The sequence below is a fragment of the Pseudarthrobacter lactosi genome, from assembly GCF_055412785.1.
Map to the genome: position 1 here is coordinate 81,123 of NZ_JBVAYS010000001.1, position 15,680 is coordinate 96,802.

Here is a 15,680-nt window from a genome sequence, read left to right on the forward strand (position 1 = left end):
GTCAGATCTCGTAGTCCAGGGGAACCGGCTGGCCATAGCCGCCGGAGTGGTACAGGAGCGGCGAGCCGTCGTCGCCCACTTCGCCGTCCACAACTTCGACAACTACCACGGCATTGTTCTCGAAGGAGAGCCGCATCTGGATCTTGCCGATCAGCCAGCCCGCGACGTCTTTGAGGATCGGGACGTCGTGCGGGCCAGGTTTCCAGTGGTCCCCGCCGAACCTGTCCTTGGTGCGCGCGAAACGGTCCGCCAGCGCCTGGTTTTCCAGGCCCAGCATGTGGACACCGAGGTGGGTTGCGTTGGCCACGGCCGGCCAGGAACTTGAACTGCGGGCCATGTTGAAGGTGAACCGCGGCGGCTGTGCGGAAAGTGACGCCACTGACGTGGCGGTAAAGCCGTAGGGCTCACCCTGGTAATTCACGGTGATGATGGCGACCCCGGCCGCATGCCGCCGGAACATTTCCTTGAAAGTGCCCTCGAACGGCGTCTTGTCTGTCATCTTGAACGGGCTCCCTGGAAAGGCAGGCTGAAATGGTCTCTGCCTTAAGGGTATTAGTCCCCGCCGGACAGGGAGGAATCCCTGGACCCGCCACGTCATCTGTCAAGACTGTCCCCGTCATCTGACCGGGCACTCCGAGATTTGTTAAGGTTTGTTTCATGAGAGAACACATCAGCCGCCGGTCCGCCGTGCTGCCGTGGAAATGGTTCGCCGCTGCTGCTGCCGGTGGTGTTCCTGTCGGCCTGTTGTGGTGGCTGCTCGCCCCGGGCGGCTTGAACCTGATCACGCGCGACCCCGCCCTGGCAGCGGGGACCAATCCCGACGTATGGCTGCCCAGGGACCTCACCCTTGCTGGGCTTTGTGTGTTCGCTGGGTGCCTGGTGGCAGTCTTCCTGACCGATAAAGGCGGCCGCGATGCGCAGGCGGCCTTTCTCCTCGGCCTGGCGGGTGGTTTGGGCGGGGCCCTGATCGCGTGGCTGACCGGAGTCCTTGCGGGCCAGCTCTGGGGCGGACCCGCAGACACGTCGGTCAATGCCAGCGTTGCGTTCTCGCTGCGGTCCCTGTCCGTGCTTGTTTTGTGGCCGGCCGCTACTGCCGCGTCCGTATTTGTCCTGAGCCTGGTGAACCTGCTTAGGAGCGGGACCGGGAGCACGGGCATGCCGGTAGCCGAAGGCAGCGCGCCCGGCGCGTAAAATGGACCGGTGACCATTTCTCCTGAATTTCCAGCCACCCCTACTGCCGCCGCTGTCAGCTTCCGGACAGTCGATCTTCGCGGCAGGGCCCTGACCCTTGCCGGTTTGCGCGCCGCTGTTCCCCGTGCGCGGCAGCACACCGTGGCGGATGCGGAACAAAAGGTCCTGGACATCATCAAGGCCGTCCGCGCGGACGGCTTCACCGCCCTTAGTGACCTGGCGCTGCGTTTCGACGGAGTCCAGCAGGTCCACCCGCGGGTCCCGGCAGCCTCGCTTGCCCGGGCGCTGGCGGAGCTGGATCCGGCGGTCCGCGGGGCGCTCGAAGAATCAATCAGCCGCGCCCGTCGCTTCGCGGACGGCCAGCGGCCGCGCGATCTCGACGTCGAACTCGGCGACGGCGCGCTGGTGAGCCAGAACTGGGTTCCGGTCTCACGGGTGGGTTTGTACGTGCCGGGCGGCCTCGCCGTCTATCCGTCGTCGGTCATCATGAATGTTGTCCCGGCCCTGGCCGCGGGAGTGCAGTCCATCGCGCTGGCGTCGCCGCCGCAGAAAGACTTCGGCGGCCTGCCGCACCCCACCATCCTCGCGGCAGCGGCCCTGCTCGGTATCGACGAGGTCTACGCGATCGGCGGGGCACAGGCCATCGCTGCCTTCGCGTACGGCGTTGAGGCAAATGACGCCGGGCCCGCGTTGGAGCCCGTTGACGTGGTCACTGGTCCGGGAAACATTTTTGTGGCGACGGCGAAGCGCCTGGTCAAGGGCGTGGTGGGAATCGATTCCGAGGCGGGGACCACCGAAATCGCCATCCTGGCTGATTCAACGGCGCAACCTGACCTCGTGGCAGCAGACCTGATCAGCCAGGCGGAGCACGACCCCCAGGCCGCTTCCGTGCTCATCACCGACTCGGAGGACCTTGCCGCGGCAGTCCGGACCGAACTGGAGCGGCAGGCGGCCGGCACCAAGCACTCCGCGCGCGTAGCTGAGGCACTGTCCGGCCCGCAGTCAGGAGTGGTCCTGGTGGAGGACCTGGAACAAGGCATCGCCGCATGCGACGCCTACGCCGCTGAACACCTCGAAATCATGACCGCGGATGCGTCGGCGGTAGCAGCCCGGATCCGGAACGCCGGGGCGATCTTTGTAGGGGACTACAGTCCCGTCAGCCTGGGCGACTACTGCGCAGGATCCAACCACGTCCTGCCCACCAGCGGGACGGCGGCGTTTTCCTCCGGACTGAATGTCACCACCTTCCTGCGCGCCATCCAGGTCATCAACTACAGCCGGGCCGCGCTGCAGGAAGTCAGCGGCCACATTGTGAGCCTGTCCGGTGCCGAGGACCTGCCGGCGCACGGTGAAGCTGTTACAGCACGCTTCCGCTAGGCCGTTGACGCGACGGGAATGCATCGCCGGTCGCGGTCACCACTACATGTGGTAATTACAGGATTGTTATTCCGCAACATGTAGTCGTAAACTGAGGGACACAGAGGTCCGCCGGCGCCGGAAACATCGGCGCCGGAAGACATCGAGGGAGGGGACACCATGTACTGTCCATTTTGCCGCAATCCGGACTCCCGCGTTGTGGACAGCCGTATGGCCGACGACGGCTCGGCCATCCGCCGCCGCCGGCAGTGCCCGGAATGCGGCCGCAGGTTCACCACCGTGGAAACCACCAGCCTGTCGGTGATCAAACGCTCCGGGGTGGGTGAACCCTTCAGCCGCAGCAAGGTCATCAATGGTGTGCGTAAAGCCTGCCAGGGCCGGCCGGTCAGCGAAGATGACCTGGCGCTCCTCGCCCAGGAGGTGGAGGAGCAGATCCGTGCTTCCGGCGCAGCCGAAATCGACGCCCATGAAGTTGGCCTGATCATCCTTGGTCCGCTGCAGAAGCTTGACCAGGTGGCATACCTTCGCTTTGCCAGCGTGTACCAGGCGTTCGAATCCCTTGAGGACTTCGAGACCGCCATTGCACTGCTCCGCCATGAATCAGCGGAAGAAGGCACGCAAAGCCCGGCGCCGTCCGCCAAGAGCTCCGAAAAGAGCCCCCTGTAAACTCCGGTGGTGGCCGCGGAGGGGAAGCCGCCGCCACCACCGGCACCCGGCTGCCTCTCGGCGCCGGTCAGCCCACGGCTATTTTATGAGCTTATGCTTCACGGCAATTTCGACGGCGGCGCCGACGATCCCTGCCTCATTCTTGAGTTCGGCTGGCACAATCGGGGTCCGCAGTTTCATGTGCGGCAGGTATTCGTCGGCGCGCTTGGAGATTCCGCCGCCCACGATGAACAGCTCGGGCGAGAAGAGGAATTCGACGTGGGAGAAGTAGCGCTGCAGCAGCACGCTGTATTCCTCCCAGGTCAGTCCGTCCCGTTCACGGGCCACGGCTGAGGCCTTGCTCTCTGCGTCAAAACCGTCGATCTCCAGGTGCCCCAGTTCCGCGTTGGGGACGAGGCGGCCGTCGAAGATGAATGCTGAGCCGATTCCCGTGCCCAGGGTGATGACCAGGACGGTTCCGTCCACACCCTTGCCCGCTCCATAACGGGCTTCCGCCAGACCAGCGGCGTCGGCGTCGTTGATAACCTCGACCGGGCGGCCAAGCCGTGCGGTGAACAACGCGTCAATATCGGTGTTGAGCCAGCTCTTGTCCACATTGGCCGCCGAATGGACTACGCCATGCTGGATGATGCCGGGGAAGGTGACTCCCACCGGCGAGTCCGCGGCCGGAGCCTCGGGGCGGCTTGAAAGCTCGGCAACCACCTGCGCCACAACGTCGGCTACTGCGTCAGGGGTGGCGGGCTGGGGCGTTGGCACGCGGAACCGCTCACCCAGGAGCTTGCCCTTTTTCAGGTCGACGATGCCGCCCTTGATTCCCGTGCCGCCGATGTCAATGCCGATCAGCGGGGCGTTCTTGTGCGACTTCTCGTCCTTCTTGGCCAATGTTGTTCCGTTCGTGGCTGGGCGGGCTGGTCGGCCGGACGGCTGACCGGAAAATTTTCAGGGGAGCGTGAGGATTTCGGCGCCGGCCTCTGTTACCAGCAGGGTGTGCTCAAACTGGGCGGTGCGCTTTCGGTCCCGGGTGACAACTGTCCAATCGTCTTCCCACATGTCCCATTCGACGGTGCCGAGGGTCAGCATGGGTTCGATGGTGAACACCATGCCGGTCTCGATTACCGTATTGTAGGCCGGCGCCGCATCATAGTGCGGGATGATCAGGCCCGTATGGAACGCTTCGCCGACGCCGTGCCCGGTGAAGTCCCGCACCACGCCGTAGCCGAACCGCTTGGCGTAGGACTGGATGGCGCGGCCGATCACGTTGATCTCCCGGCCTGGGGCCACGGCTTTGATGGCGCGGTTGAGGGATTCCCGTGTGCGCTCCACCAGCAGGCGTGATTCGTCATCCACGTCGCCCACCAGGAACGTGTGGTTCGTGTCGCCGTGGACGCCGTTGATGAAAGCCGTGATGTCGATGTTGAGGATGTCGCCGTCCTGGACCACGGTGCTGTCCGGGATGCCGTGGCAGATCACTTCATTCAGCGACGAGCACAGGGACTTCGGGAACCCGCGGTATCCAAGCGTGGACGGGTAGGCCTTGTGGTCCAGCAGGAATTCGTGGCCCACCTTGTCCAACTGGTCGGTGGTCACTCCGGGCCTGATGTGGGTGCCCACCTCAACGATTGCCTGTGCGGCGATCCGGCTGGCGATCCGGATTTTCTCAACGGTCTCGGCGGATTTGATCTCGGAGCCGGTGAACTTGGCCGGTCCCGGCTTGCCCACGTATTCGGGGCGCGGGATGGACGCGGGGACGGGGAGCTGCGGGCTGACGGTTCCCCGGGTCAGGGTGCCGGTAGGTGCAGTCGAGGCTAGGGAAGGCATAGATTGATCATATAAGGCACCGCATTAGCCCAAGTAACTGGAAGCCCCAAGCTGTCCGCATCGACGTTTAAGTTACGTGGATCACGGCCGGGCGCCCGCCAGCCGGAACGAGGAGCACCGATGACTGAGTACTGGTACAACGTGAACACCCACGAGGTGGAAGAAGACGCACTCTCGGACTGGAGCCAGCTGATCGGCCCCTACAAAACGCGGGAAGAGGCCGAACATGCCCTCGAAAAGGTCCGGGCCCGCAACGAGGCATGGGACAAACAGGACGACCAAGACTGACGCGCGAGAGGCCCCTGGCGGGCTTGGGGAGCGCGTCAGTCGCTAAAAGGAGTGTTCCGGGCCGGGGAACTCGCCTGAGCGGACCTCGTCGCCGTACGCCTTCGCCGCGTCACTGAGCGTGGTGCGCAGGTCGGCGTACTGCTTGACGAACTTCGCCATCCTTCCGCCGCGGAACCCAGCCATGTCCTGCCACACCAGCACCTGCCCTGTGGTGGCATTGCCGGCGCCGATCCCCACCGTCGGCACGCTGACCGCCGCGTCAACGGCGGCTGCCGTGTCCGCTGGAACCATTTCCATCAGGACGGCGAACGCCCCCGCCTCAGCCAGCGCCACGGCGTCGTCAATCAGGCGTTGCCCATCATCCCCGCGGCCTTGGACCCGGTAACCGCCCAGCGCGTGTTCACTCTGCGGCGTGAAGCCGATATGGGCCATGACCGGGATGCCCGCCTGGACCATGGCCCGGACAGTTTCCGCGTAGTATTTTCCGCCCTCGATCTTGACCGCATGGGCCCGCCCCTCCTTGAGGAACCGGACGCCTGTTTCCACACCCTGCTGAGCCGATACTTCGTAACTGCCGAACGGCAGGTCTGCCACCACCAGGGCGCGCTTTGCGGACCGTGCCACGGCGCGGCAGAGGGGCAGGAGTTCATCCACCGTGACCGGCAGGCTGGTCTCGTTGCCGAAAACGTTGTTGGATGCCGAATCGCCCACCAGGAGGACCTCGATGCCGGCCTGGTCGAAGATCTCCGCGCTGTACTGCTCATAGGCGGTCAGCATGGCGAAGCGTTTGCCGTCCCGTTTGGCCTGCTGCAGGTGGTGGATGCGCACCCGGGCTACCGGCTTCGCGTTTACTTCCGACGACGGCGCCTGCACCGGTGCAGGTCCGTTTCCGTAAGGTGCGTGTACTTCAGCGGACGCGCTTGACTCAGAGCTATTGGTGGAGGCCATGGCAAGAGCGTAGTGCGGCAGCAGCAGTCATAGCCACTGCGGACGGGCCGGCGGGCCGTGATACGCGTCATATTCTGGGGCCCGGACGGCGCCATTTTTGCCACTGGTTGCCGCGGCCGTCACTGGTTGCCGTGTTAACGCTGTGTTACGTGCGGTGCCGTCTCCCGCATTGGAGCCGATTGCTTAGTAATGTGGTGGTGAACTGCTGCCGGCCGCCGCTTCCGCGGACCCGGGGCAAAACGATTGACCGGAGAAGAGGCCATCATGGACCGCCAGCAAGAGTTTGTCCTGCGCACAATCGAGGAGCGCGACGTACGGTTCGTACGCCTGTGGTTCACCGACGTCGTAGGTTCACTCAAATCGGTGGCACTCGCCCCGGCCGAGGTTGAAGGCGCCTTTGAGGAAGGGCTCGGCTTCGACGGTTCAGCTATCGAAGGCCTGGCGCGCGTGTTCGAGTCGGACATGCTGGCCCAGCCGGATCCGTCCACGTTCCAGATCCTGCCCTGGCGCGGCGAGACAGAACAGACCTCACGCATGTTCTGCGACATCCTGACTCCGGACGGCGAGCCCTCGGCTGCGGATCCCCGCAATGTCCTCAAGCGCACGCTGGCCAAGGCCGCGGACATGGGGTTTACGTGCTACACACATCCGGAGATCGAGTTCTACCTCCTCAAATCCCAGCAGCCCGGCCCCGACGGCGCGCCGATACCCGTTGACGAGGGTGGCTACTTCGATCACGTTCCCGGCGGCGTGGCCCAGGATTTCCGCCGCACGGCCGTGACCATGCTGGAGTCCGTGGGCATTTCGGTGGAGTTCAGCCACCATGAAGCCGGTCCCGGCCAGAACGAGATCGACCTGCGCTACGCGGACGCCCTGCAGACGGCGGACAACATCATGACGTTCCGCACGGTGATCAAGGAAGTGGCCCTCCAGCAGGGGACCTACGCCACCTTTATGCCCAAGCCTTTCACTGACCACCCCGGCTCCGGAATGCACACGCACTTCTCGCTGTTCGAGGGCGACACCAACGCCTTTTATGAGGCGGGCGCCGAATTCCAGCTCTCCAAAACCGCCCGGCAGTTCATCGCAGGCATCCTGAAGCACGCCCCTGAGTTCACCGCCGTGACCAACCAGTTTGTGAACTCCTACAAGCGGCTCTGGGGTGGCGGCGAAGCGCCGAGCTACCTCAGCTGGGGGCACAACAACCGTTCGGCCCTGGTCCGGGTCCCGCTGTACAAGCCCGGCAAGGGCCAGTCGGCCCGCATCGAATACCGCGGCATTGATTCGGCAGCGAACCCCTACCTCGCCTATGCCGTCCTGCTGGGAGCCGGACTAAAGGGCATCGAGGAAGGCTACGACCTTCCCGCCGCAGCAGAGGACGATGTCTGGTCACTGAGCTCCGCCGAGCGCCGTGCCATGGGCCACGACCCACTACCCGCCAGCCTTCACGACGCCATCAGGTCCATGGAGGACTCCGAGCTGATGCCGCAGATCCTTGGTGAGCAGGTCTTCGAGCACTTCCTGCGCAACAAGCGTGCCGAATGGCAGGACTACCGGCTCCAAGTGACGCCCTACGAACTGCAGCGCAACCTCGGCATCCTCTAGGCGGCGGTGAGCCTCGCACGCCGCCTCATCTCAGCCGGCTTCAGTGACTTGGAGAAGGGTGAGCGCTTCCTGGCTGCCCCGGAACTGGACGGCCTCGACCCGGACAGGATTTTCGCCGGCCTGCAGCTGGCCGCCAACCCCGACACCGCACTGCAGTCACTGGTGCGGCTGATTGAAAAGCACCCCGGCCTTCGGGAACTGGCGGCGGCCGATCCGGAGGCCAGCGAGCCGCTCTACCGTGTGCTGGGGGCCTCCGAAGCGCTGGGGGAATTCCTCATCCGGCACCCGGAACACCTCGACGCCTTCGACGTCACGGCCAGTCCCGAGCCATTGCAGGCAGACCCGGAACACCTCCGCTCTGTCCTCCTGAAATCCGTCCGCGCGGAGCCCGCGTCAGCCCGGCCGGTGGCGGGAATGACCGGAACAGACGCCTATGCCGCGTTGCGGTCGGCCTACCGCCGTGGGGTGGTGGACCTGGCGGTCAAGGACATGTGCGCCGCTGACCCGCTGGACTTTATGCCCGCCGTCGGGGCTGAGCTCGCTGACCTGGCGGGGGCCGCGATCGAAGCTGCGCTGGCAGTTTCCCGTGCCGAGGCCGCTGAGCAGTTCAGCGCCGGGGAAGTGGCCGCGGTTGGCCTGGCCGTCATTGGGATGGGCAAATGTGGTGCGCGGGAACTGAACTATATTTCCGACGTCGACGTCATCTACGTGATCGACGCCGGCGACCTCGACGACGCCCGTGCCAACACCATCGGCACAGCCTTGGCCACCGGTATTTCCCGGGCCATCTCCTCGGTGGCACGCGAGCCCGGCCTCTGGGAAGTGGACGCCAACCTGCGGCCGGAGGGCAAGTCCGGCCCCTTGGTCCGGACCCTCGCATCGCACGAAAGCTATTACGCGCGTTGGGCCGAAAGCTGGGAGTTCCAGGCGCTCCTGAAGGCGCGGACCATCGCCGGTGACAGGGACTTGGGGGAGCGCTACGAAAATGCGGTGGCCCCACTGATCTGGAGCTCCGCGGGGCGTGAAGGGTTCGTGGAGTCCGTGCAGTCGATGCGACGCCGGGTTACGGAACATATCCCGGCTGCGGAAGAACAGCGGCAGATTAAGCTTGGCCGCGGCGGGCTCAGGGACGTGGAGTTCACTGTCCAGCTGCTCCAGCTGGTGCACGGAAAATCCGACGAAACCATTCGGCGCCGGGATACCACCGCGGCCATCGCGGCACTCTCGGCCGGGGGCTATATCGGCCGCACCGACGCCGCCGCTTTCGATCACGCGTACCGATACCTTCGCCTCCTGGAACACCGCATCCAGCTGTTCCAGCTCCGGCGGACGCACCTGATGCCCGTCAGCGAGGCGGCGCAGCGCGCCCTCGCCAAGGCAGTGCTCAGCCCCTTCTCCAATGACAGGCCGCCACCGGCTTCGCTGCTGGCCACCTGGCAGAAGACCAAACGCTCTGTCCGTGAACTGCACGAACGAATTTTCTACCGTCCGTTGCTTAACACTGCGGCCAAACTCAGCAGCGAGGACGCCAGGCTGACGCCTGAAGCCGCCCAGGGCCGCCTCGCCGCGCTGGGCTATCGCGACCCACAGGGGGCGATGCGGCACATCGAGGCGCTCACGGCCGGTGTCAGCCGGCGGGCAGCCCTGCAACGCCAGCTGCTGCCCGTCCTGCTGGACTGGCTCGCCGAAGGCGTTGATCCCGACGCCGGGCTGCTCGCCTTCCGGCGCGTCAGCGAGGCCCTTGGCACCACCCACTGGTACCTGGGCATGCTCCGTGATTCCACCGCCGCGGCCGAACGGCTATGCAACGTGCTCTCCAATTCACGGCTGATTGCTGACCTGTTGGAGGTGTCGCCGGAATCGGTGGCATGGCTGGGCACCAACAAGGATCTTGTGCCATTGGGCTTTGAAGCCCAATGGCAGGAGATCACGGCCAAGATGTCGCGGCACTCGGACCCGGAAAACGCCATCAGGCTGATCAGGCTGATCAGGCGCCGGGAGATCCTCCGGATCGCGATCGCCGATTCTGCCGGGATGCTCAACCAGGACCAGGTGGGCGCTGCGCTGGCGGACACCGACCGGGCAGCGGTGCTTGGCGCCCTGCGTGTGGCCGAAGGCATCGTCTCCACCGAGGGACCGCTGAAGACCGCGCTGCTGGTGGTGGCCATGGGCCGGCAGGGTGGCCGCGAGATCGGCTACGGCTCTGATGCCGACGTGATGTACGTGCACCGCGCACTGCCGGGCTTTACCGACGAGGAAGCACAGGATCAGGCGGCCCGGATTGTGGCCAAGGTCTCCAGCCTGCTCACCCAGCCGCTCAAACCGGCCATTATGGCCGAACGGGTGCTGCAGATGGACGCCGATCTTCGGCCCGAAGGCAAAAACGGCGCCATGGTCCGCTCCCTCGATTCGTTCGCCGAATATTACCGCCGCTGGTCGTTGATCTGGGAAGCGCAGGCGCTGCTGCGGGCCCGGCCCATGGCGGGCGACGACGCCCTGGCCGAGGACTTCCTGGCACTTATCAACCCGATCAGATACCCGGAGACGATTTCGGAGCAGGATGTCCGGGAGGTGCGGAGGGTCAAAGCGCGGGTGGAAGCGGAGCGGTTGCCGCGCGGCGCCGACCCTGCACGCCACCTGAAGCTTGGCCGTGGGGGACTGAGCGACGTCGAGTGGCTGGTACAGCTGCTTCAGCTCCAGCACGCGGCCAAGCACCCGGAACTGCGGACAACGTCCACGGTGGAGGCCCTTGAAGCGGCGGCTTCACTGAACCTGCTCTCCGCTGCTGAAGCGAAGCTGCTGGCCGACGCCTGGCGGCTCGCCAGCCGGATCAGGTCCGCCAACGTCATCTGGAGCGGCAGGGCTTCGGACATGCTGCCATCCGCACGAGGGGACCTGGAGGCGGTGGCCCGCTGGTGCGGCTACGAACCAGGCAACGCGGCCGCCTTGGAAGAGGACTACCTCCGTCTCAGCCGGCGAGCCCGGGGCGTGTTCGAGAAGGCCTTCTACGGCCATTAGCGGCTGTTTGGGTCCTGCCCGGAAGGCTGCAGACAGCCGGAGAGGTGCGGTGCTAGGTTGGGGGCCATGGCAACGCAAATTTACGTGAACCTGCCCGTTAAGGACCTGAAACGGTCCGTCGATTTCTTCACCGCTTTGGGCTTCTCGTTCAACCCGGACTACACCGACGAGAACGCGACCTGCATGATCATCAACGACAACGCCTTTGTCATGCTCCTGGTAGAGGGCTTCTTCAAGACCTTCACCTCCAGGGACGTGGCCGAGGCGACCAGTTCCACCGAGGCCATCATGGCCTTTTCGGTGGACAGCAAAGAAGACGTCGACGCAACCGTACGCAAGGCGTTGGCCGCCGGCGGCGCCCCGTCGCAGGAGGTCCAGGACTACGGCTTTATGTACAACCACAGTTTCCAGGACCCGGACGGGCACCTGTGGGAGGTCCTCTGGATGGACCCTGCCGGTCCACCGGCCGAGGACGGGGCTCCCGACGGATCAGACGGACAGCCGACCTGAAAACCCGGGTAGATTCGGTATGGCTCATCGCCCTGGATGACCTCGACGGTGATGCCCTTGCCATCCAGCTGGGTGAGGTAGCCAACCTTGAACTGGGGCCAGGACAAAGCAGCTTCGTTGGTGACCCGCTCCGCATGGTCCTGGCGGGACTGGAGGAGGATTCGCGGTTCCCCTATGTTGTTGAGGCTGCGGGCTACGCCGTTGGCGTGCTGACCCTCCAGGCCGGTGCCGCGCGCTTGGCTGGCTGGCCGGACGAGGATTCTGCATGGCTGCTACGCGGTTTCCTGATCGACAGGCGCCACCAGGGGCAAGGCCTGGGACCGCTGGCGGCGTCGTCCGCAGTGGAGGCCGCCGCGAAACTGACCGCCAGGCGTGGAACCCGCGAAGCCGGCGTCGTGCTTTCCGTCAACGAAACCAACCCCGCCGGGCTGGCCGCGTACAGGACTGCCGGCTTTGCGGACCAGGGGCAGTACCTGGGCGGCAGTTCCGGACCGCAACGGACCATGTACCGGAGCTTTAAGGGATAATTCGCCCAGACACGGCGGCCGGGCATTGCCTCCGGCCCCGCATTGACCGATCATGTGGATTGGCGGTGTTCTTCAAACCTTGTTGGGGGGAAGGCTTGAAAAGTCTTCGTCTCGGGGAGCACATGTCAGGGGGCTGGTTCCTGGTCTCAGCACGTCTGGAGCCAGCCTCCACCTTTGGGACAAAAAAGTCCGCCCGGGCCGCAGCACTGATGCTGGCGGCCCGGGCGGACTTATTGGCGGACTGAACGGGTTCAGCCGCGGATCTGGCTAGACGCCGTAGTACAGCTCGAACTCGTACGGGTTCGGGCGCAGGGACAGCGGGCGGATCTCGTACTCGTACTTGTACTCGATCCAGGTGTCGATCAGGTCCTGGGTGAACACGCCACCGGCCTGCAGGAACTCGTTGTCCTCGCGCAGGGCCTCCAGTGCCTCTTCCAGCGAACCCGGAGCCTTCGGGATGTCCTTGGCTTCTTCGGCGGGCAGCTCGTAGAGGTCCTTGTCGATCGGAGCCGGCGGTTCGATGCGGTTGCGGATGCCGTCAATGCCGGCCATCAGCTGGGCAGCAAAGGCCAGGTACGGGTTGGACGAGGGGTCCGGAGCGCGGAACTCGATGCGCTTTGCCTTGGGGTTGGAGCCCGTGATGGGGATACGGATACCAGCGGAGCGGTTGCCCTGCGAGTACACCATGTTGACCGGAGCTTCGAAGCCCTTGACCAGGCGGCGGTAGGAGTTCACCGTCGGGTTGGTGAAGGCGAGGACGGCTGAGGAGTGCTTCAGCAGGCCACCGATGTACCAGCGGGCCATGTCGGACAGGCCGGCGTAGCCCTTTTCGTCGTAGAACAGCGGCTCGCCGTTGGTCCACAGCGACTGGTGGCAGTGCATGCCCGAACCGTTGTCGCCAAAGACCGGCTTCGGCATGAAGGTCACGGACTTGCCCCAGGCATCGGCCGTGTTCTTGACGACGTACTTGAACTTCTGCAGGTCGTCTGCGGCGTGGGTCAGGGTGGTGAACTTGTAGTTGATTTCAGCCTGGCCGGCGGAGCCTACCTCGTGGTGGCTGCGTTCGACCTCGAGGCCTGCCTCATCCAGGGCGACGCACATGGCGTCACGGAGGTCAGCCTGCTTGTCGGTGGGGGAAACCGGGAAGTAGCCGCCCTTGATGGGAGTCTTGTAGCCGAGGTTTCCGCCCTCTTCTTCGCGGCCGGTGTTCCAGTGCGCTTCTTCGGAGTCGATCTTGTAGAAGCTGCCCTCGGGGGAGGACTGGTACTGGACGTTGTCGAAGACGAAGAATTCGGCTTCCGGAGCGAAGAACGCGGTGTCGGCGATGCCTGTGGAGGCGAGGTAGGCCTCAGCCTTTTCGGCTACGCCACGGGGATCGCGGTGGTAAGGGTCCCCTGTGCGGGGGTTCACGATGGAGAAGTTCAGCGCAAGGGTCTTCTCCATGCGGAAGGTGTCCAGGAATGCGGTGGTAACGTCCGGGATCAGCTGCATGTCGGATTCGGCGATGCCCTGGAAACCGCGGATGGAGGAACCATCGAAGAGCTGGCCGTTGATGAAGAAGTCCGCGTCGACGCTCTTTGCCGGCACGTTGAAGTGCTGCTGCACACCCGGGAGATCGGTGAAGCGGATATCGACGAATTTAATTTCTTCGTCCTTGATGAACTTGAGGACTTCGTCCGCAGTCTTGAACATCTATGCTCCTTACGCATATGTAATAACTGGCTGGCAAGCCAACTGATCCAGCGCAATCCGAAGGGCAGGGAAACCAAGTTTCCCTGCTTGGCAGGTATTGCTTGAAACTGCTATCAGCCTAGGGACACGTCATTTCCCGTCAGTGTCCACATTGTTTCGGGCAGGTTACAGAATGCCCTGTTCAGGTTACAGAATTGTCCTGAACAGGTAACGCTATCCGGTGTCCGGAGTGCGGTCCAACGGTTTCCACTCTGTGGTCGGCGGTGAGTCGGTAAGCTTGGACGGTGGTAGATCGCAATGACATTGGCTCCTGGCTCAGCGGACCGGATACGTCCGGCATCTCAAGGTACCCGGGGGAGCGCTTGGGAATGCCCGAATCCGGTTCCGGCTCCATGGCCAGGGCCGGCAGGCGCATTCTCGCCATCATTCTTGACTGGGGGATTGCCCTGCTGATCAGCAATTTTGCCTTTGGCGGTGACGCCTGGGCCACGCTGGCGGTATTCGCCGCTGAACAGATACTGCTCGTGGGCACCCTTGGTTACAGCATCGGCCACCGCGTGGCCGGGATCCATGTGCTGCGCCTGGGTGGCGGACCCGCTGGCCCGATGGCTGCCGCGGTGAGGTCAGTGCTGCTGTGCCTGGTCATTCCTGCGGTAATTTTCGATCCGGACCAGCGGGGACTGCACGACAAGGCGATGAATACTGTCCTCGTCCGGCGCTAGCAGCAACCAGGAGCCTGGCGACGGCGGTTTGCCGGCTCCTCGTGGCGCGGAATCCAGGGCTGTGCGGGATCAGACCCCCGCCGTTTCCTTTGTCTCGGCAGGAACGGGCATGCGTGGCGTCAGGTAGCCGCGCTTTCCGGCCCAGCGTTCGAACGCGACAGTGGCGAACGGGAACACTGCCGACAGTCCCGCGAACAGGGCCACCACGAAGGGCCACCGCTGGAGCCGCCAGAGGGCGACGGCGGCGATGCCGTAGCCCACAAACAGCGCACCGTGGATGGGGCCGGCGATCTCCACGCCCAGTTCGGTGGTCTTGGCGATCCACTTGAAGTACATGCCCGCCAGGAGCGCAGCCCAGCTGAAGCCTTCGGCCACCGCCAGGACGCGGAAGGTCCGGATAACGAGGGTTTTCACGGGAATCGTCATGTAGCTACTTCCAATCAATGTGCCCGCCTGGTGGGCGGCGTCCGGCAGACAAAAACCGCCCTGGTTCCGGCGAGCCGGAACCAGGGCGGTTCAAGAGTCCTAGCGTCCGCGGTTGGGACGCGCTTTGTAGGGGTCGATGCCCTTGGGAATCGGGAGGCGGTTGCCCAGCGAGGAAATGCGCTTGGAAACCGCATTCACCTCCAGCTTGGTCAGTTCGTTCTTGAGCTTGCCCATCTTCTTCGCTACCTGGCTGATGGGGACCTGACCCTCACCCTTCCCACTTTCGATCAAGTGGACCGTAACGTTCGGGAGGATGCGGGCAAGGCGCTTACGCTCCGCGTCGAGCATCGGCTTAACTCGGATGGTGGGGCCTTCGCTGACAAGGACGACGCCGGGACGTCCGACGGCGCGGAAAACGGCGTCCTGCGTGCGGGGGTTTACGGCGACCGGTTGGTCCTCGGTGATCCAGCCGCGCTTGAGCGTGCCCAGTGCCGCGCCTGAGGCTCCCGGCTGGTTCTCGATCTGGGCGAAGGCGGCGCGTTCGGCACGACGCGAGAGAATCAGGGTGGCGCCGAGGAGGCCCAACGGAATGCCGATGAGCAGGCCGGTGATCCAGTTTTCCAGCCAAAAACCCACCAGGAAGCTGACAGCCACAACTCCCAGGAAAACCAGCAGCATCAGCCACGGGACCATGGGATCATGGCGGCGAGTCATGTTAAAGACTTCGCCGATCTGCTTGAGCCGGCTGGGCTTCTTGACCTTTGCTTCTTTTGGCTTGCGCGAGAAGAGGCCACGCTTCGGGGCGTCAGAGGCCGCCGGAGTGCTGTTACTGGAATCAGGGGAGTTCGCCATAGTTCCTCAATTCTACGTGATTTATGCCTGAGGGCCGGAC

At 64.4% G+C, this 15,680-nt stretch carries 16 protein-coding genes; 9 read left to right on the plus strand and 7 right to left on the minus strand.

From position 1 onward, the window contains the following. Position 1: 1 nt before the first annotated feature. Positions 2 to 499: a flavin reductase family protein gene (locus ACZY0Q_RS00370; RefSeq protein ID WP_463913312.1), complete on the minus strand. Its 498-nt coding sequence runs from the start codon at positions 497 to 499 to the stop codon at positions 2 to 4. Between the two features lie 158 nt (positions 500 to 657). On the opposite strand from ACZY0Q_RS00370, the gene ACZY0Q_RS00375 reads away from it, so the two are divergent. From ACZY0Q_RS00375 to nrdR, 3 genes are all read left to right on the plus strand, one after another. Then, positions 658 to 1,191, plus strand: coding sequence for a hypothetical protein (locus ACZY0Q_RS00375; RefSeq protein ID WP_463913314.1), 534 nt, complete (start codon positions 658 to 660; stop codon positions 1,189 to 1,191). A 9-nt stretch (positions 1,192 to 1,200) separates the two neighbouring features. Beyond that, entirely contained in the window at positions 1,201 to 2,568 is a 1,368-nt protein-coding gene (hisD, locus tag ACZY0Q_RS00380; protein WP_463913316.1) for a histidinol dehydrogenase, read from the plus strand. A 159-nt stretch (positions 2,569 to 2,727) separates the two neighbouring features. Next, positions 2,728 to 3,234: a transcriptional regulator NrdR gene (nrdR, locus tag ACZY0Q_RS00385; RefSeq protein WP_463913318.1), complete on the plus strand. Its 507-nt coding sequence runs from the start codon at positions 2,728 to 2,730 to the stop codon at positions 3,232 to 3,234. 78 nt (positions 3,235 to 3,312) lie between these two features. On the opposite strand, the gene ppgK is transcribed toward nrdR, so the two are convergent. Both ppgK and map read right to left on the minus strand, forming a co-directional pair. Further along, positions 3,313 to 4,116, minus strand: coding sequence for a polyphosphate--glucose phosphotransferase (ppgK, locus tag ACZY0Q_RS00390; protein WP_463913321.1), 804 nt, complete (start codon positions 4,114 to 4,116; stop codon positions 3,313 to 3,315). A 57-nt stretch (positions 4,117 to 4,173) separates the two neighbouring features. Continuing rightward, positions 4,174 to 5,052, minus strand: a complete 879-nt coding sequence (gene map, locus ACZY0Q_RS00395) for a type I methionyl aminopeptidase (RefSeq protein WP_463913323.1) — start codon at positions 5,050 to 5,052, stop codon at positions 4,174 to 4,176. Between the two features lie 120 nt (positions 5,053 to 5,172). Here map and ACZY0Q_RS00400 point away from each other — a divergent pair, with 120 nt between their 5' ends. Next, on the plus strand, positions 5,173 to 5,340 hold the full coding sequence (locus ACZY0Q_RS00400; protein WP_141140108.1) for an SPOR domain-containing protein: 168 nt from the start codon (positions 5,173 to 5,175) through the stop codon (positions 5,338 to 5,340). 42 nt (positions 5,341 to 5,382) lie between these two features. On the opposite strand, the gene panB is transcribed toward ACZY0Q_RS00400, so the two are convergent. Then, the gene (gene panB / locus ACZY0Q_RS00405; protein ID WP_463913326.1) at positions 5,383 to 6,288 is read right to left on the minus strand and encodes a 3-methyl-2-oxobutanoate hydroxymethyltransferase; all 906 of its coding nucleotides are present in this window, start codon (positions 6,286 to 6,288) and stop codon (positions 5,383 to 5,385) included. 264 nt (positions 6,289 to 6,552) lie between these two features. Here panB and glnA (ACZY0Q_RS00410) point away from each other — a divergent pair, with 264 nt between their 5' ends. From glnA (ACZY0Q_RS00410) to ACZY0Q_RS00425, 4 genes are all read left to right on the plus strand, one after another. After that, on the plus strand, positions 6,553 to 7,893 hold the full coding sequence (glnA, locus tag ACZY0Q_RS00410) for a type I glutamate--ammonia ligase (RefSeq protein ID WP_248761644.1): 1,341 nt from the start codon (positions 6,553 to 6,555) through the stop codon (positions 7,891 to 7,893). A gap of 6 nt (positions 7,894 to 7,899) precedes the next feature. Then, positions 7,900 to 10,911 (plus strand): bifunctional [glutamine synthetase] adenylyltransferase/[glutamine synthetase]-adenylyl-L-tyrosine phosphorylase, encoded by a 3,012-nt coding sequence (locus ACZY0Q_RS00415; RefSeq protein ID WP_463913330.1) that lies wholly within the window; start codon positions 7,900 to 7,902, stop codon positions 10,909 to 10,911. Positions 10,912 to 10,977: 66 nt separating this feature from the next. Continuing rightward, positions 10,978 to 11,421: a VOC family protein gene (locus ACZY0Q_RS00420; protein WP_463913333.1), complete on the plus strand. Its 444-nt coding sequence runs from the start codon at positions 10,978 to 10,980 to the stop codon at positions 11,419 to 11,421. Beyond that, positions 11,400 to 11,948: a GNAT family N-acetyltransferase gene (locus tag ACZY0Q_RS00425; RefSeq protein ID WP_463916196.1), complete on the plus strand. Its 549-nt coding sequence runs from the start codon at positions 11,400 to 11,402 to the stop codon at positions 11,946 to 11,948. Before ACZY0Q_RS00420 ends, ACZY0Q_RS00425 begins: the two co-directional genes overlap by 22 nt. Positions 11,949 to 12,215: 267 nt before the next feature. On the opposite strand, the gene glnA (ACZY0Q_RS00430) is transcribed toward ACZY0Q_RS00425, so the two are convergent. Next, positions 12,216 to 13,640 (minus strand): type I glutamate--ammonia ligase, encoded by a 1,425-nt coding sequence (gene glnA / locus ACZY0Q_RS00430; protein ID WP_463913336.1) that lies wholly within the window; start codon positions 13,638 to 13,640, stop codon positions 12,216 to 12,218. Between the two features lie 284 nt (positions 13,641 to 13,924). On the opposite strand from glnA (ACZY0Q_RS00430), the gene ACZY0Q_RS00435 reads away from it, so the two are divergent. Beyond that, complete coding sequence (locus tag ACZY0Q_RS00435; RefSeq protein ID WP_463913338.1) at positions 13,925 to 14,362, plus strand: RDD family protein; 438 nt, start codon at positions 13,925 to 13,927, stop codon at positions 14,360 to 14,362. A 69-nt stretch (positions 14,363 to 14,431) separates the two neighbouring features. On the opposite strand, the gene ACZY0Q_RS00440 is transcribed toward ACZY0Q_RS00435, so the two are convergent. Both ACZY0Q_RS00440 and ACZY0Q_RS00445 read right to left on the minus strand, forming a co-directional pair. Further along, positions 14,432 to 14,788, minus strand: coding sequence for a DUF3817 domain-containing protein (locus tag ACZY0Q_RS00440; RefSeq protein WP_463913341.1), 357 nt, complete (start codon positions 14,786 to 14,788; stop codon positions 14,432 to 14,434). Between the two features lie 99 nt (positions 14,789 to 14,887). Then, positions 14,888 to 15,640 (minus strand): DUF4191 domain-containing protein, encoded by a 753-nt coding sequence (locus ACZY0Q_RS00445; RefSeq protein WP_463913344.1) that lies wholly within the window; start codon positions 15,638 to 15,640, stop codon positions 14,888 to 14,890. Positions 15,641 to 15,680 lie beyond the last annotated feature (40 nt).

Excerpts from the sequence above, each read along its gene's own strand:
- ACZY0Q_RS00370 (WP_463913312.1), bottom strand. The coding sequence starts at position 499 with ATGACAGACAAGACGCCGTTCGAGGGCACTTTCAAGGAAATGTTCCGG.
- ACZY0Q_RS00400 (WP_141140108.1), top strand. The coding sequence starts at position 5,173 with ATGACTGAGTACTGGTACAACGTGAACACCCACGAGGTGGAAGAAGAC.
- ACZY0Q_RS00440 (WP_463913341.1), bottom strand. The coding sequence starts at position 14,788 with ATGACGATTCCCGTGAAAACCCTCGTTATCCGGACCTTCCGCGTCCTG.
- ACZY0Q_RS00445 (WP_463913344.1), bottom strand. The coding sequence starts at position 15,640 with ATGGCGAACTCCCCTGATTCCAGTAACAGCACTCCGGCGGCCTCTGAC.
- panB (WP_463913326.1), bottom strand. The coding sequence starts at position 6,288 with ATGGCCTCCACCAATAGCTCTGAGTCAAGCGCGTCCGCTGAAGTACAC.
- map (WP_463913323.1), bottom strand. The coding sequence starts at position 5,052 with ATGCCTTCCCTAGCCTCGACTGCACCTACCGGCACCCTGACCCGGGGA.
- glnA (WP_463913336.1), bottom strand. The coding sequence starts at position 13,640 with ATGTTCAAGACTGCGGACGAAGTCCTCAAGTTCATCAAGGACGAAGAA.
- glnA (WP_248761644.1), top strand. The coding sequence starts at position 6,553 with ATGGACCGCCAGCAAGAGTTTGTCCTGCGCACAATCGAGGAGCGCGAC.
- ACZY0Q_RS00375 (WP_463913314.1), top strand. The coding sequence starts at position 658 with ATGAGAGAACACATCAGCCGCCGGTCCGCCGTGCTGCCGTGGAAATGG.
- ACZY0Q_RS00420 (WP_463913333.1), top strand. The coding sequence starts at position 10,978 with ATGGCAACGCAAATTTACGTGAACCTGCCCGTTAAGGACCTGAAACGG.
- nrdR (WP_463913318.1), top strand. The coding sequence starts at position 2,728 with ATGTACTGTCCATTTTGCCGCAATCCGGACTCCCGCGTTGTGGACAGC.